The sequence below is a fragment of the Labrys sp. 22185 genome (assembly GCF_052045555.1).
In the GTDB taxonomy this organism is placed as follows: Bacteria; Pseudomonadota; Alphaproteobacteria; order Rhizobiales; family Labraceae; genus Labrys; species Labrys neptuniae.
Genome location: NZ_JBQEPH010000007.1, coordinates 284,298 through 307,971, shown reverse-complemented (window position 1 = coordinate 307,971; position 23,674 = coordinate 284,298). Strand labels below are relative to the sequence as shown.

Sequence of the window (23,674 nt, the reverse complement as noted above, 5' to 3'; positions counted from 1 at the left end):
CTCCGCTATTCCCCGCCGCCCTGCTGCCAGCGCCGGCGCTGCAGGCCGAAGAAGCTGAACAGGATCGCCGCCAGCAGGAAGGGCACCATGGCCACGGCGATGGCCGCGCCTTCGCCGAGCTGGCCGCCGGGAATGCCGCGCTGGAAGGAAAGCGTCGCCATCAGATGGGTGGCGTTCACCGGTCCGCCCTTGGTCAGCACATAGATGAGCTGGAAATCGGTGAAGGTGAACAGCACCGAGAAGGTCATCACCACCGCGATGATCGGCGTCAGCAGCGGCAGCGTGACATGGCGGAAGCGCTGCCAGCTGGTGGCGCCGTCGAGCGAGGCCGCTTCCTGCAGCGAGGGCGAGATGGTCTGCAGGCCGGCCAGCAGCGAGATGGCGACGAAGGGAATGCCGCGCCAGACATTGGCGACGATCACCGAGATGCGGGCATTGATGGGATCGCCGAGGAAGTTGATCGGCTGCTGGATCAGGCCGAGCTTCATCAGCGACCAGGAAATGATCGAGAACTGCGAATCGTAGATCCACCAGAAGGCCAGCGCCGACAGCACGGTGGGCACCACCCAGGGCAGCAGCACGATCGCCCGGAACAGCGACTTGAAGGGCAGATGCTGGTTGAGCAGCAGAGCGAGCCAGAGGCCGAGGCCGAATTTGAGGATCGAGGCGACCACCGTGTAGACGACGGTGTTGAACACCGACAGCCAGAATACCGAATCGGCCCAGAGGAACTCGTAGTTCTCCAGCCCGATGAAAATACCCTCGCGCCCGATCTTGGTATCGGTGAAGCCGAGCCAGACGCCCAGGCCCAGCGGATAGGCCAACAGGCAGATCAGGAACACCGCCGCCGGCAGCATGAAGAGCGTGCCGAGCGCTCCCCTGCTCTGCGCCAGCCTGGCGAAGGCGGAAGGTCGCGGCCGTGATCTCGATGTCGCGATGCTCATGGAGTGCCTTGGTGGGAGGGAAGGAGGAAGGAGGCTTTACCCCTCATCCCCCTGCCGGGACCTTCTCCCGCAAGGGGAGAAGGGGATTGTTTTGGGAGCGTCGAGCCGTAGTGAAGGTTGCTTGGTCGACCCAACCTCTCAGGATCCAGTCCCTTCTCCCCTTGCGGGTGTCGCCAACTCCCTTGGAGTTGGCTAGAGGTGGCGGCAGCCGGATGAGGGGACAAGCACCACGATACTGCTCCTGGCGACCTCACACCCGATAATAGCGATTGGCGCGCTTCTCGGCCTGGGCCGCCGCATCCTCCGGCGACATCTGGCCGGTCACCGCGACCGCGTACATGTCGACCAGCACGTAATCGGCCATCACGCCGGCCGACGCATAGCCGAGGGGACCGGCATAGCCATTGGGCCGCAGCGTTTCGGACGCATGCGAATAGGGTTCATGGATCGGATCGGCCTTCCAGACCGGATTGGCGGCGAAAGCCTTCAGCGCCTGGCAGCAATAGGCGCTGGATCCGCTGATCCAGGCATTCATCTGCGGTTCCTCATACATGAACTTCAGATAGGCCTTGGCCGCCTCGGGATATTTGGAATGCTTGAACAGCAACGCCGACGTGGTCTGGTGCAGTTCAATCTTCTGCCCGACGGGACCGACCGGGAAGTTGACCGCGCGGATATCGGCCGCCAGTTCCTTGAGCTTGGCGTCCTTCTTGGCGGCGTAATAGAGCGAGACGCCATTGGCCGTCAGCGAAACCTGGCCGGCGAGGAAGGCCCGGTTGTTGTTGATGTCCAGCCAGCTCTCGGTGCCGGGAATGAAGGTCTCGTAGAGCGACTTGGCATATTTGATCGAGGCGATGGTCTCGGGCGAGTTGATGGTGACCTTGCCGCTCTCGTCGACCATCTTGCCGCCATGGCTCCACAGCAGCCAATGGGCATAGTTGTTGCCGTCGCCCACGGCCTTGCCATGGGGGAAGCCGGCGGGCGTGCCCTTGGCCTTCAGCGCCTTGCACAATTCGAGGAAACCAGCGGTATCCTTGGGGAACTCGCTGAAGCCGGCCGCCTTCATGTGGCTGTCGCGGTAGCAGATGGCATTGCCGATCGCCGCCAGCGGCAGGGCGATGAACTTGCCCTCGCGCGTGGCATAGCCTTTCAGGCCGTCATACCAGCCGCCATATTTGCCGCCGAGATAGGTGCCGAGCTCGGTGAGGTCGGTCAGCTTGTCGGGATATTGATGGGCATCGTCGAACCAGCACAGCACGATGTCCGGCCCCGAGCCGACATTGGCGGCGACCGCCGCCTTCGGACGGATGTCCTCCCAGCTTTCCTTGTCGACGCGGACCTGCACGCCGGTCGCCTCGGTGAACTTCTTGGTGTTGGCGAGCCAGGCGTCCTCGTCGCCCTGCACGAAGGGGGTCCAGCGCAGCACGCGCAGGCTGGCGCCCTCTTCGGGCTTGTAGGCGGGCTCGGCGCCCTGTGCGAAAGCCGGCCCGATGCCGAACCGGCCAAAACCGGCGGCCGCGGCGAGACCTGCGGAAGCAGTGAGCAGATCACGTCTGTTGATCGTCATCGAAGTCCTCCCTGGCAATGGCAACTTATATTTATAGGCAGATCGGCAGAACCGAAGACAACGCAGCTCTCCTGCGACGTCCATGGGAAATGGCCCGGCCTACGCTGGCACGGCGCTCATCCCGGCGGCCCGAAGGCCAAACCGTTTTCGGACGGCTGAAGAGGCCGCTCAGGCGGCCGGCTCCAGCCGGCGCCCGCTTTCGGCGTCGAACAGATGGGTCGAGCCGACATCGATGGAGACATTGATGGTCTCGCCGGGCTGTGCCGCCACCCGCTCGTGGAAGACGCAGGCCACGTCCGTGCCCGCGAGCTTGGCCATCATATGGGTTTCCGATCCCGTCGGCTCGGTGACCACGACGGTCAGCGGAATACCGCCGGCGCTCAATCGCAGGCTTTCGGGCCTGAGGCCGTAGATCAGCGGCTTGTCGGTCGCCTGCCGCGGCGCCCGCGCCGGCAGCACGCTGCCATCCTCGGCGATGAAGCGGCTGGAATCGCTGGGATCCAGCTTGCCCTTGATGAAATTCATCGCCGGCGAGCCGATGAAGCCGGCCACGAACAGATTGGCCGGCTGGTCGTAGAGATCGAGCGGGGCACCGATCTGCTCGACGATGCCGTCATGCATCACCACGATCTTGTCGGCCATGGTCATGGCCTCGATCTGGTCGTGGGTGACATAGACGGTCGTCGTCTTCAGGCGCTGGTGCAGTTCCTTGATCTCGGCGCGCATGGCGACGCGCAGCTTGGCGTCGAGATTGGAGAGCGGTTCGTCGAACAGGAAGACCTGCGGGTCACGCACGATCGCCCGGCCCATGGCAACGCGCTGGCGCTGGCCGCCGGACAATTGGCGCGGATAACGGTCGAGCAGCTTGGAAAGGCCAAGGATTTCGGCGGCCGGCTTCACGCGCTTCTCGATGTCGGCCTTGCTGGCGCCCTTCAGCTTGAGCGAGAAGCCCATATTGTCGGCCACGCTCATATGCGGATAGAGCGCGTAATTCTGGAACACCATGGCGATGTCGCGCTCTTTGGGCGGCAGGTTGTTGACCACGTCCTTGCCGATGCGGATCTCGCCGTCCGAGATGTTCTCCAGGCCCGCCAGCATGCGCAGGAGCGTGGACTTCCCGCAGCCCGAGGGGCCGACCAGGATCACGAACTCGCCATCGGCAATCTCGATATCCACGCCCTTGATGACGGGGTGGGTCCCGAATGATTTCCTGACATTGACGAAGTCGACTGACGCCACGACGTTTCCCCCAAGCAAAAGGATGATGAGCCCGATCACCGCCACCAAGGCGGCATTTCTGCCTTTTCGGCCTCTTTCGGACCGTTGCGAACACCTAAAAAGCCTGCCGGAGCCGACCCACCATCGGTGCAGACGGTCCCCACAGGCGGCGGCATCCTGACGGTGGGACAAGACTCCTGTCAAGGCAAAGAGCCCATCATCCCTCACAAATCTTCAGACCAATATGCCCCAGAGCGGAAGTTGCGTTATCATCATACCGCCTTGAGCTTATTCGCGTTGCGCAATTGCGGGGCCGGCTTCAATTCTCGATGCTGGATTTTCGCGTTTCAGCCATTATGTAGCAGCTTTACCCTTCCTCCCGAGTGCCTATGTCCAATTTCTCCCCCCGCGAAATCGTCTCAGAACTCGACCGCCACATCGTCGGCCAGCACGACGCCAAGCGCGCCGTCGCCATTGCCCTGCGCAATCGCTGGCGCCGCCTGCAGCTCGACGAGACGCTGCGCGAAGAGGTGATGCCCAAGAATATCCTGATGATCGGGCCGACCGGCGTCGGCAAGACCGAGATTTCGCGCCGTCTCGCCAAGCTCGCCAACGCGCCCTTTCTGAAGGTCGAGGCGACGAAGTTCACCGAGGTCGGCTATGTCGGGCGCGACGTCGAACAGATCGTACGCGATCTCATCGATATCGGCATAGCGCTTGTGAAGGCCGAAAAGCGCAAGGAAGTCCAGGCCAAGGCGCATCTGGCCGCCGAACAGCGCGTGCTCAACGCCCTGGTCGGCGCGACGGCGAGCCCGGCGACCCGCGATAGTTTCCAGAAGAAACTGCGCGCCGGCGAGCTCGACGACAAGGAAATCGAGATCGAGATGAAGGACACTTCCTCGCCGTCCTTCGAGCTGCCTGGTCTGCCGCAGGGCCAGATGGGCGTCGTCTCGATCGGCGACATCTTCGGCAAGGCCTTTTCGGGGCGCACCAAGACCAAGCGCACCACGGTCAAGGACAGCTATGACCAGCTGATCCAGGAGGAGGCTGACAATCTGCTCGACCAGGACCAGATCGTGCAGGAGGCGATCCGCCAGGTCGAGAACAACGGCATCGTCTTCCTCGACGAGATCGACAAGATCTGCGCCCGTGAAAACCGCGGCGGTGCCGACGTCAGCCGCGAGGGCGTGCAGCGCGACCTCCTGCCGCTGATCGAAGGCACCACCGTGTCGACCAAGCACGGTGCAGTGCGCACCGACCACATCCTCTTCATCGCCTCGGGCGCCTTCCATGTCGCCAAGCCTTCCGACCTCCTGCCGGAATTGCAGGGGCGCCTGCCGATTCGGGTCGAACTGCAGGCACTGACCCAGGACGACTTCCGCCGCATCCTCACCGACACGGAAGCCAGCCTGATCAAGCAATATGTGGCGCTGATGGGTACCGAGAACCTTGAGCTCAGCTTCACGCCCGAGGCCATCGACGCCATCGCCGCCATCGCAGTGCAGGTGAACGCCACCGTCGAGAATATCGGCGCGCGCCGGCTGCAGACGGTGATGGAACGCATCCTCGACGAGATCTCCTTCACCGCGCCCGACAAGGGCGGCGAGAAAGTGACGATCGACGCCGACTATGTGCAGAAGACGGTGGGTGACCTCGCCAAGAACACCGATCTCAGCCAGTTCATCCTGTAAGGGCCTTTGGTCTGCCGGCGGGATAGGCCAATTCCGTCGCAGCCCCCGGCCGGCAACGGCAGGATCAGCCCTCTTCACGAAGTGGGGAAGGCTGATCGCGTTTGCTTCAGATGGGCTCCTGTCCATGAAGGACGGGATTAAGTCGCTATAAAGTATATAATTTTTATGGATTTAATGAACTGACTTTTCTACCATCGCATCGATCCATCCCTTCGGAGAGTTTATCGATGCCTTCCTCCCTTACCCGCCGCTCCGTCCTGACGCTGGCTGCCGCTTCCCTGCTCGCTGTGCCGACAGCCGCCCTCGCCTCACTGACACGCATCCGAGTCGGCGCCACGCCCGGACCGATGGCCGAAACCCTGGAAGCGGCCAAGCCCGTCGCCGCCAAGCTCGGCCTGGACATCGAGGTGATCGAATTCTCCGACTATGTCGTGCCCAACGCAGCGCTCGACGCCGGGGAAATCGAGGCCAATGCCTTCCAGAACCAGCCCTATCTCGACAACCAGATCGCCGACCGCGGCTACAAGATCGTCGGCATCGCCCCGATCATCAATTCGCGCCTGGGTGTCTATTCGCGCCGGCACAAAGCCTGGAGCGAGGTGCCTGATGGCGCCACCATCGCCATCCAGAACGACCCGACCAATGGCGGCCGCACCCTCCTTCTGCTCCGCGACAAGGGCATCATCGGCCTCAGGGACGGCGTCGGCTACAAGCCGATCGTGGCTGATATCACCGCCAATCCCAAGCAATTGCGCTTCCTGGAGGTCGACGCCGCCCAGACGCCGCGCTCCCTCGACGATGTCGATGCCGCAGCCGTCAATGCCAATTATGCCGTCACTGCGGGCCTCGACCCGACCAGGCAGGCCTTGATCCTGGAAGAACTCAAGCCGCAATACACCAATCTGATTGCCGTGCGTGCCGCGGACAAGGACAAGCCCTGGGTGCCGCTCCTGGCGCAATCCTATCGCTCGCCCGAGGTCCGGGACTTCGTCCTAGCCAAATATAAGGGCGCCTATGTGCCGACTTGGTGAGCCCCGGACATCGCAGGGCGGGGTCCCGGCAAGTCGCCGGGCGCCTCCGCGGACCGAACGCGAGCGCTCAAAAGGGCACGAAGTCGCCCACCATATCGTTGCGGGCAAACCACGGCGTCTGTCGCCCGTCCGTGGCCTTGATCACGCTGCCCTTGACCCCGGCATAGAGTTCGGAGGCCTCAATTGCGCCGTTGCCGTTGAGGTCGGTGGCCTTGCTGGCCATCGCCTTGACCAGAGCGTCGGTGAAGACGCCGCCGCCACGGCTGGGCATCTCCTCCGATAATTCCCGTCCCTTCGCCGCGGAGAAGATCACGATGCCAGAGGGCACCTTGTCGATGAGCGCGCTTGCCGTGCTGTCACTGGTGGCGAAGAAGCCGGTCCCGGCGCTGCCACTATGGCAACTGTCGAGGAAGACGGCGATACGCGACTTCGCCTTTGCCAGCTCAGCGGCAAGATCGCTCCAGCGCAAGGCCGTACCGGCGATGTCGGCCAGTCGTGTCTGGCTCGTCGCGAGATAATATTGACCGTCGGGCGTCTGGATGCCATGACCCGCCACGAACAGCAGGATGGTGTCGCCCGGCTCGCCGGCAGCGATTGCCACACGCAGCCTGGCCAGGATGGCTTCCCGCGAAGCCTGCTCATCCGTCAACAGGGCCTGCGAGACGATATCCACACTGTCACCAGCCTTGGCTGCGATCGCCGCGTGGAAGCGCCCGGCGTCGCTTGCCGCCAGTTCAAGCTGGCTGATGCCGGGGTCCGCATATCTATCGACGCCGACGCTGATGAGATGAACACGCCGCCGCCCTGTTTCGGGCTGGCCCGCATCGAAGGTCGCAGCCTGGCTGTAGAGACCCGACTTGCCCTTGGCCACGACGGCGATCCAGCGCGCACCGGCCAGGCGCGGCACATCGACGGAAGCCGATCTTGCGCCCGCCGCCACCGCAATCTCGTCAGTGAACTGGCCATCCTGATAGATGCGCAACGCCACAACCTCACCTTCGGTGACGGCAATTTCCGCCGTCACGCGTGGGGAGGGAGTGGGCTTCACCGTAATCACCGGAGGGAAGCGATCAATGACGACGTCTGGAAGCGTCGTGCCGGTGAGTACCTCCTTGAGCAGGCCTGCCCTATGCAGGACATCACGGTATTGCTGCAGCGTATATTCGCCTTGCCTCCCCGGCAGCTTTAGGGAGACGTAGCTTGCCCCTTCCATGGTGGCATCGAACTGGCCCGTGGGAGCCCATACCACCACCTCGTCATCGACCACCCGGCCGTACAGTATGACGGGCTTGAGCACGGACTGACCGGTGAATTTGCCGTCCGCGTTCTTCTGGCTGCGGCTGAGGTCCAGGATCTGGAAGCCGCCGTCGCTATCGATCTTGGTGAGGGTCTTGAGATCGTTCGATAGGGAGATGCGTTCCAGCACGTCCGGCGATGGCAGGCGGATCAGCGAATGCAGAAGTTTGCGCGCCTGCAAGTCGTAGACGGCCGCCGCAAAGCTCTCCCTGGACCAGATGACCAGATAGCGTTCGAAGAAAAGTGTTCCGGAGATGCCGCAGGCGCCGATACGGGTCGGGCACCAGGTGGCGGGGCTGTCGGGGTCCTCATTGGTTCCGGCGATCAGGTCAAAGACTTCACCCGGTTCGCGAGAATCATGCATGAAGCGTTGCGCATCGAGAAAACCGCCATTGCCGCCATTGCAGCTACCGCCGAAGAAGGTCAGCTTGTAACGCGGCGTCGAGAGCTCCTCGACGATCGGGGTGAAGGCGTCGATGGTTATGGTGCCATCGGCCGCTTTGTCGGCCGATCCGCAGTTCTCACTGCTCGCCGCCACCTGGATTTTGTTGTCCCCGACGAACTGCCAGATATCGGGCTTGCGGGAGTTCTTCAGGACGGCATTCGCCGGCAACGTCGCCAGATTGCTGCCCGTATTTATTTCCAGGCCGAAATCGACCAGGCGCCGCTCGAGCTTGGAAAGTCGAACCTCGTCGGGCAGGAAGACGCGGCCTATTCCCCTCGTCGCGACAGCGATGGGATCGCTGGATACCGGATCGGCTGCCGGCATACCCGAGGCGACGATGGGCTGCACCAGGAATTGATGCAGGGCCGCATTCGCCTTCACGGCCTGGGCGTCCGTTCCGTTGGAACGATCGCCCAGCACGGTGAACTTCAGGCCATCAATGAAGTCCCACCGTTTGGGGATCGCCAAGGCGACCGTTTGATAGGGGGCCGCAAAGGCATTGATCGAGCTGCGATAGACCATGGGCCTGCCGTTACTGGAGGTCTCGACGCCATTGCTGGGCTTGTTGCGAATGTCCCGGAACGTCGCCGTTCCCGTCATCAGCCGGGCATACGCATCGGCCACGGTGTCGAAAGCGCGGGTCCCCCGCCCCAGCACAAGATTATTCTCCAGATCGATCTTTACCGCGGAACTCTCCACACCGGGGCATGCGGCCCGACAGCCATCTCCCACCTGAATGTCTGGATCTGTTTCGTTGATGGGGTAGAGGACGTTGATGAAGCCACGCCCGCTTGCGCCGATGACGAGGAAGCTGTCCCGGTCATCCCAGGCGAGGTCCCAACTGCCGGTCCATAATTTTTGAACGAATTTGCCATCGACGGCATCGTAGAGGCTGAACTGCTCTTCGGCCGTCGCGGTAATGAAACGCCCCGTCGGTGAAAAGCGCGGCTCCTTCCCGACTTGCTCCGACAGTTGGCTCCCACTGCCGACGTCGATCAATCGCCAGCGCGGACCGACAATGTCAATCTGGCGCATCCCGTCGGGCGACAGGATGCTCTGATCCGGTTTCCTGAGTTCAAAACGATCGGAGATCACGATTTCGGGTGTTCCGGCACTCACCGCTAGATCGATCGACCTCGGCGAACCATCGGCAAGCTCGCCGCATTGCGCAAAACCGGTGAGGGCGGCCGTAAGATGAAGAGTCCCTGCTTGAAGCGGCCTGACATCCAGGCTGCCGCTACGCGCCGTATCCTTGACGTGCAAGGGAATGACGATACGCGTCAATTCCTTGAATTGTCGAAGGCGGAACGGGGCTATGGCATTGGGCGCGAGCACATAGAATCCCTTGCCATTCACCCGGACAGGCGCATCGGCGGCGACAATGAGGTAGGTCGGAGCATGGCCCCGCTGCGGACCGACCGACCAGGAAAGCGTCTTGATTTCTCCGGCTCGAACGGCGGTGCCGCCGATCGCCGTCACGGATAGGCGACTTCTCGACTCCGCAAGCAACGGCAACGCGGCGTCGCAGCTCTGATTGGCCTCGCCGAGCAGCGTATGGGAACGCTTGCCCTCGACGGGCACCGCGAGCGGCCTGACCTGCGCACGAGGATCGGGTTTGGCGGATTGCGTGGCAGCCGTCGGTTCTGCCGGCTTTACCGCGTCCGGCCATTTATCCGCATACCAGTCTCCCGGATCGACATCGCTACGCACAGCGCCCGGCGCCAGGCCCACGGGAATGATGGCATGCGAGGGACAGCCGGCCTGTACGCCGCAGGTTACGAACTCGGTAAAATAGGCACGCGCCTCCTGCCCGCCTTCGCGACTGGCGGCATAGACCTGATAGTCGCCGGCCGCCACCGTCAGCCGATAGCCGGCTGGCCGCCCCTTGCGCCTCAGCCTGATGCGCTCGCTGGTACAAGTTACCTTTGTGGTTGCAAGATTGACGGCGCAGACTTTGAGATCGTCCGGCAACCCTTCCCCGGGATAGGACAGTTGTCCCTCGATGGTGGCGGGCGACGTGGCGTCGATGCGCGAGAGCCCTCTCTGGCCGGGCGGCGCATCGGGGCCGGCCAGTGCCCGCGAACAAAGAACCGCGCCCAGACACAGCCCCGCAGCAAAGAAGACAGCCCGCATGTCCAACCCCGCCCTTCCGAGACATCGCCTCGGCAAGAACTCTAATGCGCCGGCGGCGAATATCCATTCGGCTTTTGGGGGTAGCTCGGCCACCCAGGGAGGTAGCCTGCTACGCCCTTCCTCCTTCCGAATATGGGGGAAGAACGGTGTTCGCTCCGCCGGCGGCAAAAGCGTCGGGGATCTGCGGCTTACTTCTTGTCCTGCAGGCCGTAGCTCTTGAAGCCCTCGACCACCTCAGTGATCTCGCTGTCGGGCAGGATGTTCGCGCCCCCGATCTGAAGGGCGTGGTAATATTGCTTGGCCAGCGTTTCCAGTTCATGGGCCAGCCACATCGCCTTGTCGAGGCTGGAACCAACGGCGATCATGCCGTGATTGGCGAGCAGGCAGCCATTGCGGCCTTCCAGGGCCTCGAGGGCGAAACGCGACAATTCCTCCGAGCCGTAGCGGGCATAGGGCGCACAGCGTATGTCGGGACCGCCGAAGGCTGCGATCATGTAGTGAATGGCCGGGATCGGCTTATGGGCAATGGCGAGGATGGTGGACCAGGTGGCATGGGTATGCACCACGGCGCCGGCATCCGGGCGGCCCTTGAGGATGTCGAAGTGGAAACGCCATTCCACCGAGGGTTTCAGCGGCCCTTCCCAGGCGCCATACTCGCCCTCGAAGGGCATGGCGGCGATCATCTCCGGCTCCATCTCGTGATAGGGGATGGCCGAAGGCGTGATCAGCATGCGGTCGCCGCAGCGGGCCGAAATATTGCCGGAGGTGCCTTGGTTGAGGCCGTTGGCATTCATCCAGCGGCATTTGTCGATGATGGCGCGGCGCAGGTCGAGTTCACCTTTGCGCGGATCGTCTTGGCTCATATTGGATCTTCCGGATTCGAGGCTGTGCCATCGATGCGGAAGAAGGGCCGGGGGTGGCAAGCCCAAATTGTCGAATGAGCGATATTGAGCGCGGGAAGCCGGCCGGTCTCGCTCCATCACATGGAGCTGAGGAGACCGGCACACCAACCCGGTGCTCCCAGGCTGAAGGCGTCTGAGCGGGCGGGCCGGAAGACCCGCCTTCCCGATCAGCGGCGGCGCATATTGCCGCCACCGCGCTGCGGCGGACGGGGCCCGGACGACGCACGCTCGTCCTTGTGGCGGAAGATGATACGTCCCTTGTCGAGGTCGTAGGGCGACATCTCGACGGTGACGCGGTCGCCCTCGATGGTCTTGATGCGGTTCTTCTTCATCTTGCCGGCCGTGTAGGCGATCATCTCGTGGCCATTGTCGAGCTTCACGCGGAAACGGGCGTCCGGCAACACTTCGGAAACCTCGCCTTCAAATTCCATCAGTTCTTCTTTTGCCATGTGCAGGTCCTATTGAGGGAATGAAAAGGCCGCGCCCTCAGGCGGCGCGACGCTGATTGTTGCGGCCACCCGGACGGCGCGAACGCCCCGAACGCGGCTGGCCCGAATGAGACTTTTCCTGCTGCCCGTTGTTGTTCCGGGGCTTGCCGTTCGGCTTGCCCTGATGCGGGTGGCGGGGACCACGTTCGCCGTGCTTCTGATCGGCTTCGAGCCCCTGCACCGGAGCGGCCACCATCAGCGGCTTCTTGGTCAGGCGTTCGATCGCCTTGAGCTCGTCGCGCTCATTGGGATCGCAGAACGAATAGGCGATGCCGCTGCGCCCGGCGCGGGCGGTGCGGCCGATACGGTGCACATAGCTTTCCGCATCCACCGGCATCTCGAAATTGATGACATGGGTGATGTCGTCGACATCGATGCCGCGGGCGGCGATGTCGGTCGCCACCAGGATGCGCGTGGAACCCGAGCGGAAATCCTCCAGCGCCTTCTGGCGGGCATTCTGCGACTTGTTGCCGTGGATCGCCGCCGAGGGAATGCCGGCCTTGTCGAGATGGCCCGAAACGCGGTTGGCGCCGTGCTTGGTGCGGGTGAAGACGATGACGCGGCTCATCGCCGGATCATTGAGCAGATGCAGGAGCAGCGAGCGCTTCACCGAGGCCGGCACGTGGTAGACATGCTGGTCGATCTTGTCGACCGTCACCACTTCCGGCGTCACTTCCACATGCACCGGGTTGAGGAGAATCTCCTCGCCGAGCTTCTTGATCGTCTTCGGCATAGTGGCCGAAAACAGCAGGGACTGGCGCTCCAGCGGCGTCTCGTCGACGATCTTGAGCACGTCGCGCGAGAAGCCCATATCGAGCATGCGGTCGGCCTCGTCCAGCACCAGGATCTCCACCTTGTCGAGGCGGACCTTGCGCTGCTGCTGCAGGTCGAGCAGGCGGCCGGGCGTGGCGACCAGGATGTCGACGCCGTCGGCGAGCGCCTTGACCTGCGGGCCCTGGCTGACGCCGCCGAAGATCACGGCAATGCGAAAGCCCATATGCACGCCATAGGTGCGGAAGCTCTCGTCGATCTGGATGGCGAGCTCACGCGTCGGCGCCAGGATGAGGGCGCGCACGCCCTTGGGGCCGGCGCCATGGCGCGACTTCGACAGGCGCTGCAGGATCGGCAGCGCAAAGGCGGCCGTCTTGCCGGTGCCTGTCTGCGCCAGGCCCATCATGTCGCGCCCTTCGAGGAGAGCGGGAATCGCCTTGTGCTGGATCGGGGTGGGGTTCTGGTAGTCGGCGGCGTCAAGCGCACGCAAAAGCGGCTCGGCAAGGCCGAGCGCTGCAAAAGTTACTTCGGAAGTCACATCAAATCCTTCATGCCACGCTCGTCGATCGGACGGCAGCGCGGCCACCGTCCGGGTCCGCGATCACAGCCCGTCTTCAGCCGCAATGGCATGATGAAACGGTACGGCGATATCGCGACCCACGCGCGGATGGGAGCAGCGGAATGTTGTTGGGGACGGCCGGGGATGAGGCGCTGCTTCTCAAAAAGCCAAAAACCAGCGCGCCGCGCGAACCCCCGAGCGGTCGTTACACGCGGTTGCTGCGCTTTTTGCAGCGCAAAGTCAAGGAAAAAGCAAACAAACGCCGTATCGCATGAACATTCGAGCCAGGCAAAACGCCTTTCTCGCAATTGTGGGCGTTCCTGCCTGCCCTCCCCTCCCCCGAGGACCGCACAAAACAAGGGCCAATGCCCGCTTGCAACCATTTGCCCCGCAGACGATCGAGCCTATAGATAGGAACCGCGTTTATCGCCTCACCGCGACTTCACGATGCTGCCTCTCAAAGCCCTGGTCCCGGCCTTCCTGGCGCTTCATCCACACGGTCCCGCCAGCCCTCTCGACTGGAAGGCCTGCCGCCAGGGTGCGCCTGATCGCGTCATCATCGCCTGCACCTCGATCGTGGATCTCAGCGGCGTCAACGACGCGGCCAGGGCTGTCGCCCTGATCGCGCGCGGCAGCGCCTATGCCGCGAAGAAGCAGCCGGCCCGGGCTCTGGAGGATCTGCGCCAGGCCACGCTGCTCGATCCACGCAATCCCGACGGATTCTACGCCCTTGCCGGGCTCTATGGACGCCAGGGCGATCTCGAACAGGCCATCCTCGCCTATGACAGCGTGATCCGGCTCAATCCCAAGCATGTGCTGGCCCTGACCTCGCGGGGCTATGCGCGGGCCAGCCGCCGGGAGTTCGATCTCGCCATCGCCGACTATGACCGTGCGCTGAAGTTCAATCCGCGCCATGCCGAAGCGCTACGCCTGCGCGGCGCCGTCCACGGCCTCATGGGCGACGATGCCGGCGCCATCGCCGATTTCGACCAGGCCATCGGCCTCAACGGCCGGGACTGGTCCGCCTTCTTCAACCGGGCCATCGGCCTCAACGGCCGGGACTGGTCCGCCTTCTTCAACCGGGCCATCGCCAAGGACCATCGCCGCGATTACAGCGGCGCCGTGGCCGACTATGACGCGGCCCTGCGCCTGAGGCCCAACAATGTCGCGGCCCTGCTCGGCCGGGGTGCGGCCCACCACCATATGGGCGCGCTCGACAAGGCGATCGCCGACTACAGCCTGGCGGTCGGCCTGGCGCCGGACAATGCGCAGGCGCTCTACAATCGCGGCACCGCCTACGCCAATGCCGACGACGTCGAGCGTGCCATCGCCGATCTCGACAGGGCCATCGGGCTCGACGGCAGCAATGCGCTGGCCTTTCTCAACCGGGCAGGCGCCTATCGCAAACGTGGCGATTTCGAACGTGCGCTGGCCGACTACGATCGTGCCCTGCAGCTCAAGCCCGGCCTGCCGCAAGCCATCGCGGGACGCAAGCTGGCCCTTGAGCGCCTACGGAACTGAGAGCGTTCAAGCTGCAAATTTCGTCCCCGGCCCTCTAACGCAACGTCATGGACATTCCCTAACGTTGCTGTTCATATACGCTCAGATTCTTTCGAGCGTGACTCGGGACCCTGCGGCGGATGAAGGAGGGCTTCGCCGTACTCTCCCGGTAGGTGCCACCGAGATGCAAGGGCGTTCCGTCAGCATGTCCGAATCCGAAACCACGCCAGCCGATGCCGGCCCGGCAAGGTCCGATGACCGGGACCTCGACAGGGTCATCGCCGAGTTCAGCCAGACCATCGATCGCAAGCCCGACGCCGTCGACACCTTGTACGAACGGGCTCTCGCCTATCACCACAAACGGGCCTTTCCCCAGGCGATCGCCGATTATGACAGGGTGATCGCGCTCGACTCCGGCCATGCCGATGCCCTCTTCAAGCGCAGCATCGTGCATCGCCAGCTCGGCGCCTTCGACAAGGCCACCGCCGATTTCGACCGGGCCATACAAATCCTCTGGCGCCGGCAGACGTTTTCCCCCGCCAAGCAGCCCTGACCGGCGTGTCTTCTTCCTTGCCCGTGGCGCAAGGTTAACATTTTGTCATCCAAGCTTCACGAACCCCGCCTAAGGGTCGCCAGACCATGGAAACACGGGGGTGTTTTGGAGATGACGGACGTTACATCGGGCCATAGGAGCGGCCACCCGCTCGACAGGCCAAGCTCTCTCGGCAACCTGCCCAATATCGTGATCGCCCTGATCCTGCTCGGGGGCCTGGGCTATGTCTGCTACGCGCTGGTCGCCGATCTTACCGGCGCGGTGGCCGTGCCCTGGATCCTGCTCGGCCTCGCCTTGCTGATCGCGCTCGGCTTCGAATTCGTCAACGGCTTCCACGATACCGCCAATGCGGTGGCGACGGTGATCTACACCCATTCGCTTCCCGCTGAATTCGCGGTGATCTGGTCGGGCTTCTTCAACTTCCTCGGCGTGCTCACGGCGAGCGGTGCGGTGGCCTTCGGCATCATCTCGCTGCTGCCGGTGGAACTGATCATGCAGGTCGGTTCGAGTGCGGGCCTGGCGATGGTGTTCGCACTTCTGATCGCCGCCATCGTCTGGAACCTCGGCACCTGGTATTTCGGCCTGCCGGCCTCCAGCTCGCACACCATGGTCGGTTCCATCATCGGCGTCGGCCTCGCCAACCAGTTCCTGGCGCCGGCGGGCTCCGCCACCAGCGGCGTCGACTGGTCCCAGGCCAAGAATATCGGCCTGTCGCTGCTGATCTCGCCTCTGTTCGGCTTCTTCCTGGCCGGCGCCCTGCTGCTCCTGATGAAAACCGTGGTGCGCAACAAGGCCCTCTATGTCGAGCCGAAGGGCAACAACCCGCCACCGCTCTGGATCCGTGGCCTGCTGATCCTGACCTGCACGCTGGTCAGCTTCTTCCATGGCTCCAATGACGGCCAGAAGGGCATGGGCCTGATCATGCTGATCCTGATCGGCGTGGTGCCCACCGCCTTCGCCCTCAATCGTACGCCCGACATCAACTATCTCGAGACCTACAAGGCTGCATCGACCGCAGCCGGTTCGGTCCTGGGCAACTACATCAAGCCGGGCGTGACGGTTGCTCCCGCCGATGCCAAGGCCAAGGTCGCCGAGGCGGTGCGCACGCGCAACTGGAGCGACGAGACGACGCCGGCCCTGAAGATCTTCATCGAACAGACCACCTCCCAGCTCTCGCCCTACGGCTCGGCTGCGGCGGTGCCCGCGGGACTGGTCTCCAACACCCGCAACGACATGTATCTGATCGGCGAAGCCCTCAAGCTGATCGATTCCAAGAAGCTGCTGCCGGTGTCGGATGCCGATCTGAAGACGATCAAGACCTATCACGTGGCCACCGACAACACGACCAAGTTCATCCCGACCTGGGTGAAGGTCGCCATCGCCCTGGCCCTCGGCCTCGGCACCATGGTGGGCTGGAAGCGCATCGTGGTGACTGTCGGCGAGAAGATCGGCAAGACCCACCTGACCTATGGCCAGGGTGCCTCGGCCGAGATCGTCGCGGCCGCGACGATCGGCGCTGCCGACTATCTCGGCCTGCCGGTCTCCACCACCCATGTGCTGTCGTCGGGTGTCGCCGGCACCATGGCGGCCAATGGCACGGGGCTGCAGATGTCGACGGTCCGCAACCTGATCATGGCTTGGGTGCTTACCCTGCCCGCTTCGATGGCCCTGTCCTTCGTGCTCTTCGTGGTGCTACGCCAGATCATCTGAAGCGGCGCATCCCGTTCGCTGGAATGGCCGCCTTCGGGCGGCCATTTCTTTTTAGACCGACGACATCGCCGCGCGGAAGGCGCGGACCATTTCGACTTGGGTCTGGCGCCGCCCGCCCACCGCAAAGCCGAGGCGAATGGCATCGGCGCTCCAGGGCTCCCCGGCAGCCGAACAGGAGCTGTGCACTTCGACAACGGGCAGGGCCGCCAGCAGCGCGGCAATATTGGCCGGCGTCAATCCCGAGCCCGGCATGATGCCGATGCGGCCGCCGGCCGCCCGATGCAGGCGCACCAATTCGTCCAGCCCCGCGGATGCGGTCAGCGCCCCTCCCGACGTCAGGATGCGCTCGAAGCCGAGCGCGATGGCCGTCTCCAGCGCCGCATGCCGGTCCGGCACCAGATCGAAGGCGCGATGCAGCGTGCTGCCGAGCTCTCGCGCCTGTCCGCGCAAGCGCGCCAGCAGGGCCTCGTCGAGCCTGCCATCGGGCAAGGAGGCGCCCAGCACCACCCCGGCGAGCCCCGCTCCAGCCACCGCCTCGATATCGGCCAGCATGAGTTCGCCTTCCCGGACCGAGAAGACGAAGTCGCCGGCCCGCGGCCTGACCATGGCATAGACAGGGATCGGTGCCTGCGCCGCCAGGCGCATCAGGCCCGATGACGGCGTCAATCCGCCAAGCTCGAGCGCCGAGCACAGTTCGATGCGATCGGCGCCACCCTCGATCGCGGCCTCCAGGCTGTAGGCGTCGGCAACGCAGACTTCGAGCAGGGCCGTCACGCGCGTTCTCCCTGATGGGCCAAGAGGGCCGCGCCAATCAATCCGGGCTCCGGCGCCAGAAGACTCGGCACCAGCAGCGGCCCGGCGGTCCGCCGCAGGATTCGGCGGCGTACGGCCTCGTCCAGCCTTGATATCAGTTCCGGCACGCTGGCGAGGCCGCCGCCGACCGGCACGATATCGGCGCCGACGATATTGACGGCCAAGGCCAGGGGGGAGGCGACGAGATCGACCTGGCAGGCCACCGTGCGCGCCGCGGCGGCGTCGCCGGATCGCCAGGTCGCGATGATCTCGGTACTGTCGCGCTCCTCGCCGGTGAGGTGGCGATGCAGCCTTTCGAGGCCGCGCGCGCCCCCCACCGTGTCGACACAGCCCTTCTGGCCGCAGCCACAGGCAAAGCGCGGAATCGCAACCGGCGGATCGCCCGCCTCGGTCGCCGCGACCGGTCCATGCCCCCATTCGCCCGCAAAGCCGCCAGCCCCGGCGAGGATCCGCCCGTCGATGACGAGGCCGCCACCGATGCCGGTGCCGATGATGATGCCGAAGACGATGCGATGCCCGCGCCCGGCCCCCTTCACGGCTTCGGCGAGGGCAAAGCAATCGGCATCGTTGGCGACGTGCACAGGCACGCCAAGCCGCTCCGCCAGGTCGTGAGCGAGCCGCCGCCCATCGATGCAGGGAATGTTGGCACAGGTGATGATCTCGCTGCGGGGATCGACGACGCCGGTGATGGACAAGGCGATGACATCCCCTGCCCCGGCTCCGCCTTGCCGCCTCAGATCCACGAGCGCCTCGACGAAGGCCTCGAAGTCGTCGAGGGGCGTCGCAACCCGCGCAAAGGGCCTGATCTCGCCTTGCGGCGAGGCAATGGCCGCCTTGATGGCGGAGCCGCCGATGTCGAAGCAGATCGTCATTGACAGAAGGGACCTTCCAAACCGTTGTCTCCTGTATTAGGGCGTGGCGTCAGCTATGACTTCGCATTCCCATAGAGCAAAGCGCGTTTACACACCGACGTTGCGTTGCTCCGACTCTTTGGTTCGACGCGTCTTTGCGATTCTTGGCCACGCCGCCAAATCGCAAAACGCTTTGGAGGAGCTTATAAGGCCGCATGAGGCGCAAGGCAGCACCGACCATCAGCGACGTGGCCGCGCTTGCCGGCGTTTCCAGGGCCGTCGCCTCGCGCGCACTCTCCGCCTCCAAGCGGCCGGTGTCCGGTGACAAGCGCGACCGCGTCCTGGCCGCGGCCGCCGAACTCGGCTACCGCGTCAACCTCCTGGCACAGAGCCTGACGACCAAGACCGTCAATCTCGTCGCCGTCCTGGTCAACCACATTCACGACCTTTCCGACCTCGATCTGTTCGATCTGCTGCTGGCCGAGATCCAGGCGGGCGGCCGGCAGGTCATCCTGGTGCGGGTCGGCTCTACCGACAAGGTCGAGGAATTCCTGCGCCAGGGCGTGGCCTATCATGTCGACGCCGCCCTGGTATTCTCCGATTTCGCCGATGCCGCGACGGTGAGGCGCATGTTCCGCTCCGATCTGGTGATCATGCTCAACGGACGCCATGATCACCGCTCGCCCGCCATCATCCCGGACGAGGCCGTCGGCATCGGCCAGGCTGTCGCGGATGCCGCCGCCAAGGGCGTGAAGCGTGCCAGCCTTGTCACCGGGCGCGCGAGTTCCCTGGTTGAGCAGGCGCGCATCGGCCTTTATCGCCGGGCCTTCCAGTTCCACGACATCCAGCTGCTGCGAACCTGGCAGGGCGACTATTCCTATCGTTCCGGCCACGCCCTGGCACCGGGTCTGCTCGATGGTGGCCAGCCCGACGCCGTTTTCTGCACCTCCGATGCCATGGCGATGGGCATCCTCGACGTCTTTCGGACGGATTTTCCAGACAATCGGCCGGCGCGCTTCCGCCTCTACGGCTTCGACAATCTCTCGCTGCTCGATTTCGAAGCCTATCCGATCTCCTCGATCGGTTATGACAAGGCCGCCTATGTCGCCCGCATGCTGCGCCTGCTGAACGAGCCGCCGGCCGGCGAAGGCACGTTCGCGCCGGAGCTGGTGCCGACCCGCTACGTGCCACGCCTGACGGGGTGATAGCCGCCCCCTCACCAAAGAGGGGTCAGCTTGGGCGGATTGGCCTTCTCGCCCCACCACTTCTTGTAATTGGCCTCATAGGCGCCGGACTGGATATAGTCAGACACGAACATGTCGAGCCAGCGCACGAATTCGGGATCGCCCTTGGCCACCGCAATGCCGATGGGATCGTTGGAATAGAGCCCCGGCAGCGTGACCAGCGAGGGATTCTTGGTGGCGAGATAGTCGAGCAGGGATGAATCCTCGATCGCCGCATCCACGCGCTTTTGCTGGAGCTGCAGCACGCCATCCGGCGCGAACTGGTCGACATAGACGAGATTGGCGGTCGGCACCGCCTTCTTGAGGAAACTTTCGCCGGTGGTGCCGCGCCCCACCACCACGGACTTGCCGCCGAGATCTTCCAGCTTGGTGATGCCGGCATCGGCCTGCACCAGGATGCGCAGGCCCGCACGGTTGTAGGGAATGGAGAAGTTCACCGTCTTCGCCCGTTCCAGCGTGGCCGAGGTATTGGCGACCACGATGTCGAGCTGTCCGGAGACCAGCATCGAAATGCGGGCGTCGCCGGAGACATCGGTGAATTCCACCGGTACGCCCAGTTTCTCGGCGAGAAGATTGGCAACGTCGACGTCGTAGCCGACCGGATTGTTCTGGGCATCGCGGAAGCCGATCGGCTCGCCGCCCAGCGAGACGCCGATGCGCACGCTGCCGCGCGAACGGATGTCGTCGAGCTTGCCGGCAAATGCCGGCAGGGCGGCGCAGGCGGCGATCGCCAATCCCAATAATGCAGACAGAATCTTCTTCATGATTGTGCACTCCCCTCTGTCAGATTGTTCTTGCTGGCCGGAGCTCGGGCTCGGCCATGGTATCGTCCCACAGCCAGTAGCGGATCTCGCCCTCGCAGCGGAAATTCACGACCTCGTGGCGGCCTTGGACATCGGCCGCATGGATGACCACGCCGCCGAGAAAGCCCTCGCGGAGCTCGGCGAGCTCCTCCACGGCGAGATCGACAGCCTCGCGCAGCGAGCGGCCAAGCTTGAGGGCGAGCACGATGGTGCGCGCGGTGGCGCAGCGCATGGTCATCTCGCCGGTATGGGTGCAGGCGGCGGCGCCGTAGCGGCTGTCGGCATAGAAGCCGGCGCCGGGAATGGGGCTGTCGCCGAGGCGGCCCGGATATTTCCAGGCCCAGCCCGAGGTCGAGGTCGCCGTGTGGCTGCCGCGCCTTGCGTCGGTGCTGAGAAAGACGGTGGTGTCCCTCACTCGCTCCGGATCGGTGATCGCACGCGATAAAGGCGCGAGCGGTATATCGGGAAAGCGAGCCATCTGCTCGGCTTCGAGCTCGACTTCGAGGCGTTCGCGCCAGACGCGCCTGGAATCCTCGATCAGCACCTCATCGACGGAGAAACCGATTTCACTGGCAAAGCGCCGGGCGCCCGCTCCTGTCAGCATGACATGAGGCAGGCGCTGCATCACCGCCTGGGCCAAGGCGGCGACCGGGATGGTATCGGGTACGGCGCCGACCGCCCCCACCTCCCTCGTGGTGCCGTTCATCACGGCGGCATCGCATTCCATCACGCCGAGCATGTTGGGCCAGCCGCCATAGCCGACGCTGCGCACGCGCGGTTCCGCCTCGACCTGCCCGATGCCGGCAACCATGGCATCAAGGCTGTCGGCACCGGCCCGCAGCATCTCGACCGCGAGCGGGAATCCAGGCCAGGCTTCGGCATTGGCAAGGAGCAGCATGATGGAGCCTAATCTTTCCGCATTTTCGTAAGGAATTGCGCGATGCGCGGGTGGTCGCGCCCGACTTCGGGGGCGAAGAAGGCTTCCGTCGGCAGGTCGACCAGCAGCCTGCCATGTTCGAGGAAGACGATACGATCCGAGATGCGCCGGGCGAACTCCACCTCATGGGTGACGAACAGCATGGTGGTGCCGGTGCGGGCGAGCCTGGCCAGGATGGCCAGGACTTCGGCGGTCATTTCCGGATCGAGCGCGCTCGTCACCTCGTCGAGCAGGAGATAGCGCGGATTCATGGCGAGCGCCCGGCAGATGCCGACACGCTGGCGCTGGCCGCCCGAGAGCTGGGCCGGAAAGGCACCCGCCTTGTCGCCCATGCCGACCTGCTCCAGCAGGACGATAGCGCGGTGCTCGGCTTCCGCCCGAGCCTGGCGCAGCACTTCCAGCGGTGCCAGGGTGATGTTCTGCAGCACGGTCAGATGCGGATAGAGATTGAAGAGCTGGAACACGGTCGCCGAACGCTTGCGCGCCTCGACGAGGTCGCGCGGCCTGGACACGTCGAAATCGTCGATGGTGATGCGGCCGGCGTCGAGCCTCTCCAACCCGTTGATGCAGCGGATCAGGGTGGACTTGCCCGAGCCGGACGAGCCGAGCACGGAGACGACCTGCCCCGGCTCGATGGCGAGGTCCACGCCGTCGAGCACCCTATGTGCGCCGAAATCCTTGCAGACTTTCTCGACTTTCAGCACGTCAAATACCTCTCCAGGCGCTATGGGCCCTGAGCCTCGTCTCGTAACGCGCACCTAGCCAGGCCAACGTCTTAGCCGCCGCATAGTAGAAGAGGCCGACCACGCTCCACACCACGAAGGGCTTGAGCGTGCGCAGGTTGAGGATGTTGCCGACCTTGGTCAGGTCCATCACGCCGATCACCGAGATCAGCGAGGTGACCTGGAGCTGGTTGACCAGGAGCCCGGTCAGCGGCCCGATGGCGAAGGCCGTGGCTTGGGGCGCCACCACATGCTTGAGCACCTGCCAGCGAGAGAGGCCGAACACCCTGGCGGCTTCGAGCTGGTCGCGCCCCACCGCGTCGATCGCCGCCGTGGCGATCACATAGACGAAGGCGGCCGTGTTGCCGGTCAGGGTGATCGATGCCGCCGTGACGGGCGTGACGTTGATCTTCAGGAAGGCCGGCAGGCCGAAGAAGACCAGGAAGAGCTGCACGAGGACGGGCGAGTTCTTCAGCAATTCGGTCACGGCCGTCAAGACGGGGTTCAAGCCGGGCAGACGATAGAAGCGCAGCCCGGCCAGCAAGGCGCCGAGCGCGAGCCCGGCCAGCGTGGTGCCGGCGAACAGGCCGAGGGAAACGCCCAGCCCCTGCGCCAGCAATACCAGGTCGTAGGGCGTGAATTCGGTGTAGCGCATCAGCGGACCGCCTCCATCATGTCGCGGTTGAGGCGGCGATGGACGAGGCCGATGGCGAGCGAGATGAGGTAGGTCATGGCGGCATAGAGGACAAGCAGCGCCGCATAGACCTCGAAGGGGCGGAAGGTGTTGGAGGCCACGATCTTGGCCGTGCCGGTCAACTCGTTCAGCGTGATGACCGAGAGGATCGAGGAGGTCAGGACCAGATTGACGAAGACCGAGCCCAGCGGTCGGATCGAGGTGCGCAGGGCGATCGGCATGACGATGCGGGTGAAGATGGCGCGCTTCGACAGGCCGCTCACTTCCGCCGCTTCCAGGATACCGCTGTCGATGGCGAGAATCCCCGAGCGGATCACGTCGGAGGCGAAAGCGCCGCCGGCGATGGAGAGCGCGATCACCCCGGTGGCGAAGGCGTTGAGATAGATGCCGATCTCGGGCAGCCCATAATAGAAGAAGAAAAGCTGCACGATGAAGGGGATGTTGCGGAAAAGGTCGACATAGACGAAGGCGATCCGCCGCAGCCAGGGCGAGGCCGACGTGCGCGCGATCGCCACCAGCGCCCCGCAGACGAGGCTGCCGGCGAGAGCGAGGACACAGGCCTCCAATGTCAGCAGCGCCCCCTGGGCGAGGAAACCGACATAGGGCGTGAGGATGGCGAGATCGAAGCGCATGCCCGCTTCTTTGCTAAGTGAAACCGGTTTCACTCTGTGTTACGAACCCGGTGGTGTCAAGGAGCCGAGACGAGAGCGCCGGTCCGGGAACGGATATCTCAACGACATGCCACATGTCGCGATAGGCGCCCCCGGGTCTTGTTTTCGGGAAAGGAAGAGCGGACGGAGCG

The 23,674-nt window shown here is 64.2% G+C and carries 21 protein-coding genes; 7 read left to right on the top strand and 14 right to left on the bottom strand.

Translation table 11 applies throughout. The annotated features are described in order from the left end of the window. Positions 1-5: 5 nt before the first annotated feature. From ACTJKX_RS16760 to ACTJKX_RS16750, 3 genes are all read right to left on the bottom strand, one after another. Complete coding sequence (locus ACTJKX_RS16760) at positions 6-944, bottom strand: carbohydrate ABC transporter permease (RefSeq protein WP_394314985.1); 939 nt, start codon at positions 942-944, stop codon at positions 6-8. Positions 945-1,194: 250 nt separating this feature from the next. After that, positions 1,195-2,511: an ABC transporter substrate-binding protein gene (locus ACTJKX_RS16755; RefSeq protein ID WP_068294513.1), complete on the bottom strand. Its 1,317-nt coding sequence runs from the start codon at positions 2,509-2,511 to the stop codon at positions 1,195-1,197. A gap of 168 nt (positions 2,512-2,679) precedes the next feature. Further along, positions 2,680-3,750: an ABC transporter ATP-binding protein gene (locus ACTJKX_RS16750; RefSeq protein WP_068294568.1), complete on the bottom strand. Its 1,071-nt coding sequence runs from the start codon at positions 3,748-3,750 to the stop codon at positions 2,680-2,682. 368 nt (positions 3,751-4,118) lie between these two features. Between ACTJKX_RS16750 and hslU the strand changes: the two genes are divergently transcribed. Further along, positions 4,119-5,420 (top strand): ATP-dependent protease ATPase subunit HslU, encoded by a 1,302-nt coding sequence (gene hslU, locus ACTJKX_RS16745; RefSeq protein ID WP_394314986.1) that lies wholly within the window; start codon positions 4,119-4,121, stop codon positions 5,418-5,420. 227 nt (positions 5,421-5,647) lie between these two features. Beyond that, positions 5,648-6,451 carry a MetQ/NlpA family ABC transporter substrate-binding protein gene (locus ACTJKX_RS16740; protein ID WP_440725936.1) on the top strand — a complete coding sequence of 268 codons (804 nt, stop codon included), beginning with the start codon at positions 5,648-5,650 and terminating at the stop codon, positions 6,449-6,451. Between the two features lie 67 nt (positions 6,452-6,518). Here ACTJKX_RS16740 and ACTJKX_RS16735 read toward each other — a convergent pair whose 3' ends face one another. The 4 genes from ACTJKX_RS16735 to ACTJKX_RS16720 form a co-directional block, all read right to left on the bottom strand. Then, complete coding sequence (locus tag ACTJKX_RS16735) at positions 6,519-10,325, bottom strand: caspase family protein (protein WP_440725935.1); 3,807 nt, start codon at positions 10,323-10,325, stop codon at positions 6,519-6,521. Between the two features lie 188 nt (positions 10,326-10,513). Beyond that, on the bottom strand, positions 10,514-11,188 hold the full coding sequence (locus tag ACTJKX_RS16730; protein ID WP_440725934.1) for a class II aldolase/adducin family protein: 675 nt from the start codon (positions 11,186-11,188) through the stop codon (positions 10,514-10,516). 206 nt (positions 11,189-11,394) lie between these two features. Beyond that, positions 11,395-11,676 carry a translation initiation factor IF-1 gene (infA, locus tag ACTJKX_RS16725; RefSeq protein ID WP_068294521.1) on the bottom strand — a complete coding sequence of 94 codons (282 nt, stop codon included), beginning with the start codon at positions 11,674-11,676 and terminating at the stop codon, positions 11,395-11,397. A gap of 37 nt (positions 11,677-11,713) precedes the next feature. After that, positions 11,714-13,024, bottom strand: a complete 1,311-nt coding sequence (locus ACTJKX_RS16720) for a DEAD/DEAH box helicase (protein ID WP_311944148.1) — start codon at positions 13,022-13,024, stop codon at positions 11,714-11,716. 143 nt (positions 13,025-13,167) lie between these two features. Between ACTJKX_RS16720 and ACTJKX_RS16715 the strand changes: the two genes are divergently transcribed. The 4 genes from ACTJKX_RS16715 to ACTJKX_RS16700 all read left to right on the top strand — a co-directional run bounded on the left by ACTJKX_RS16715 (position 13,168) and on the right by ACTJKX_RS16700 (position 16,808). Further along, complete coding sequence (locus tag ACTJKX_RS16715) at positions 13,168-13,320, top strand: hypothetical protein (protein ID WP_311944146.1); 153 nt, start codon at positions 13,168-13,170, stop codon at positions 13,318-13,320. 172 nt (positions 13,321-13,492) lie between these two features. After that, on the top strand, positions 13,493-14,566 hold the full coding sequence (locus ACTJKX_RS16710; protein WP_440725933.1) for a tetratricopeptide repeat protein: 1,074 nt from the start codon (positions 13,493-13,495) through the stop codon (positions 14,564-14,566). 184 nt (positions 14,567-14,750) lie between these two features. After that, positions 14,751-15,098 (top strand): tetratricopeptide repeat protein, encoded by a 348-nt coding sequence (locus ACTJKX_RS16705; protein WP_394314991.1) that lies wholly within the window; start codon positions 14,751-14,753, stop codon positions 15,096-15,098. 111 nt (positions 15,099-15,209) lie between these two features. Further along, a complete protein-coding gene (locus tag ACTJKX_RS16700; protein ID WP_440725932.1) occupies positions 15,210-16,808 on the top strand; it encodes an inorganic phosphate transporter in 1,599 nt (532 codons plus the stop codon). 51 nt (positions 16,809-16,859) lie between these two features. Here ACTJKX_RS16700 and ACTJKX_RS16695 read toward each other — a convergent pair whose 3' ends face one another. Both ACTJKX_RS16695 and ACTJKX_RS16690 read right to left on the bottom strand, forming a co-directional pair. Then, positions 16,860-17,582: a copper homeostasis protein CutC gene (locus tag ACTJKX_RS16695; RefSeq protein ID WP_440725931.1), complete on the bottom strand. Its 723-nt coding sequence runs from the start codon at positions 17,580-17,582 to the stop codon at positions 16,860-16,862. Then, entirely contained in the window at positions 17,579-18,493 is a 915-nt protein-coding gene (locus ACTJKX_RS16690; protein ID WP_394314994.1) for an ROK family protein, read from the bottom strand. The genes ACTJKX_RS16695 and ACTJKX_RS16690 overlap by 4 nt, the downstream gene beginning before the upstream one ends. A gap of 194 nt (positions 18,494-18,687) precedes the next feature. Here ACTJKX_RS16690 and ACTJKX_RS16685 point away from each other — a divergent pair, with 194 nt between their 5' ends. Then, a complete protein-coding gene (locus tag ACTJKX_RS16685; RefSeq protein WP_367626804.1) occupies positions 18,688-19,677 on the top strand; it encodes a LacI family DNA-binding transcriptional regulator in 990 nt (329 codons plus the stop codon). An 11-nt stretch (positions 19,678-19,688) separates the two neighbouring features. On the opposite strand, the gene ACTJKX_RS16680 is transcribed toward ACTJKX_RS16685, so the two are convergent. The 5 genes from ACTJKX_RS16680 to ACTJKX_RS16660 are packed head-to-tail and all read right to left on the bottom strand — an operon-like array spanning position 19,689 to position 23,504. Next, a complete protein-coding gene (locus ACTJKX_RS16680; protein ID WP_367626803.1) occupies positions 19,689-20,480 on the bottom strand; it encodes a transporter substrate-binding domain-containing protein in 792 nt (263 codons plus the stop codon). 19 nt (positions 20,481-20,499) lie between these two features. Further along, positions 20,500-21,417 (bottom strand): isoaspartyl peptidase/L-asparaginase, encoded by a 918-nt coding sequence (locus tag ACTJKX_RS16675; RefSeq protein WP_440725930.1) that lies wholly within the window; start codon positions 21,415-21,417, stop codon positions 20,500-20,502. An 8-nt stretch (positions 21,418-21,425) separates the two neighbouring features. After that, entirely contained in the window at positions 21,426-22,160 is a 735-nt protein-coding gene (locus tag ACTJKX_RS16670) for an amino acid ABC transporter ATP-binding protein (RefSeq protein WP_440725929.1), read from the bottom strand. Position 22,161: 1 nt separating this feature from the next. Then, entirely contained in the window at positions 22,162-22,833 is a 672-nt protein-coding gene (locus ACTJKX_RS16665; RefSeq protein WP_394314998.1) for an amino acid ABC transporter permease, read from the bottom strand. Continuing rightward, positions 22,833-23,504, bottom strand: a complete 672-nt coding sequence (locus ACTJKX_RS16660) for an amino acid ABC transporter permease (protein ID WP_394314999.1) — start codon at positions 23,502-23,504, stop codon at positions 22,833-22,835. Before ACTJKX_RS16660 ends, ACTJKX_RS16665 begins: the two co-directional genes overlap by 1 nt. Between the last annotated feature and the right edge of the window lie 170 nt (positions 23,505-23,674).

What these genes read in the sequence shown, in the direction of transcription:
- ACTJKX_RS16660 (WP_394314999.1), bottom strand. Translation starts at nt 23,504, where the DNA reads ATGCGCTTCGATCTCGCCATCCTCACGCCCTATGTCGGTTTCCTCGCC.
- ACTJKX_RS16680 (WP_367626803.1), bottom strand. Translation starts at nt 20,480, where the DNA reads ATGAAGAAGATTCTGTCTGCATTATTGGGATTGGCGATCGCCGCCTGC.
- ACTJKX_RS16705 (WP_394314991.1), top strand. Translation starts at nt 14,751, where the DNA reads ATGTCCGAATCCGAAACCACGCCAGCCGATGCCGGCCCGGCAAGGTCC.
- ACTJKX_RS16700 (WP_440725932.1), top strand. Translation starts at nt 15,210, where the DNA reads ATGACGGACGTTACATCGGGCCATAGGAGCGGCCACCCGCTCGACAGG.
- ACTJKX_RS16735 (WP_440725935.1), bottom strand. Translation starts at nt 10,325, where the DNA reads ATGCGGGCTGTCTTCTTTGCTGCGGGGCTGTGTCTGGGCGCGGTTCTT.
- ACTJKX_RS16685 (WP_367626804.1), top strand. Translation starts at nt 18,688, where the DNA reads ATGAGGCGCAAGGCAGCACCGACCATCAGCGACGTGGCCGCGCTTGCC.
- ACTJKX_RS16690 (WP_394314994.1), bottom strand. Translation starts at nt 18,493, where the DNA reads ATGACGATCTGCTTCGACATCGGCGGCTCCGCCATCAAGGCGGCCATT.
- ACTJKX_RS16665 (WP_394314998.1), bottom strand. Translation starts at nt 22,833, where the DNA reads ATGCGCTACACCGAATTCACGCCCTACGACCTGGTATTGCTGGCGCAG.
- infA (WP_068294521.1), bottom strand. Translation starts at nt 11,676, where the DNA reads ATGGCAAAAGAAGAACTGATGGAATTTGAAGGCGAGGTTTCCGAAGTG.
- ACTJKX_RS16715 (WP_311944146.1), top strand. Translation starts at nt 13,168, where the DNA reads ATGTTGTTGGGGACGGCCGGGGATGAGGCGCTGCTTCTCAAAAAGCCA.
- ACTJKX_RS16760 (WP_394314985.1), bottom strand. Translation starts at nt 944, where the DNA reads ATGAGCATCGCGACATCGAGATCACGGCCGCGACCTTCCGCCTTCGCC.
- ACTJKX_RS16730 (WP_440725934.1), bottom strand. Translation starts at nt 11,188, where the DNA reads ATGAGCCAAGACGATCCGCGCAAAGGTGAACTCGACCTGCGCCGCGCC.
- ACTJKX_RS16755 (WP_068294513.1), bottom strand. Translation starts at nt 2,511, where the DNA reads ATGACGATCAACAGACGTGATCTGCTCACTGCTTCCGCAGGTCTCGCC.
- ACTJKX_RS16675 (WP_440725930.1), bottom strand. Translation starts at nt 21,417, where the DNA reads ATGCTGCTCCTTGCCAATGCCGAAGCCTGGCCTGGATTCCCGCTCGCG.
- ACTJKX_RS16710 (WP_440725933.1), top strand. Translation starts at nt 13,493, where the DNA reads ATGCTGCCTCTCAAAGCCCTGGTCCCGGCCTTCCTGGCGCTTCATCCA.
- ACTJKX_RS16740 (WP_440725936.1), top strand. Translation starts at nt 5,648, where the DNA reads ATGCCTTCCTCCCTTACCCGCCGCTCCGTCCTGACGCTGGCTGCCGCT.
- hslU (WP_394314986.1), top strand. Translation starts at nt 4,119, where the DNA reads ATGTCCAATTTCTCCCCCCGCGAAATCGTCTCAGAACTCGACCGCCAC.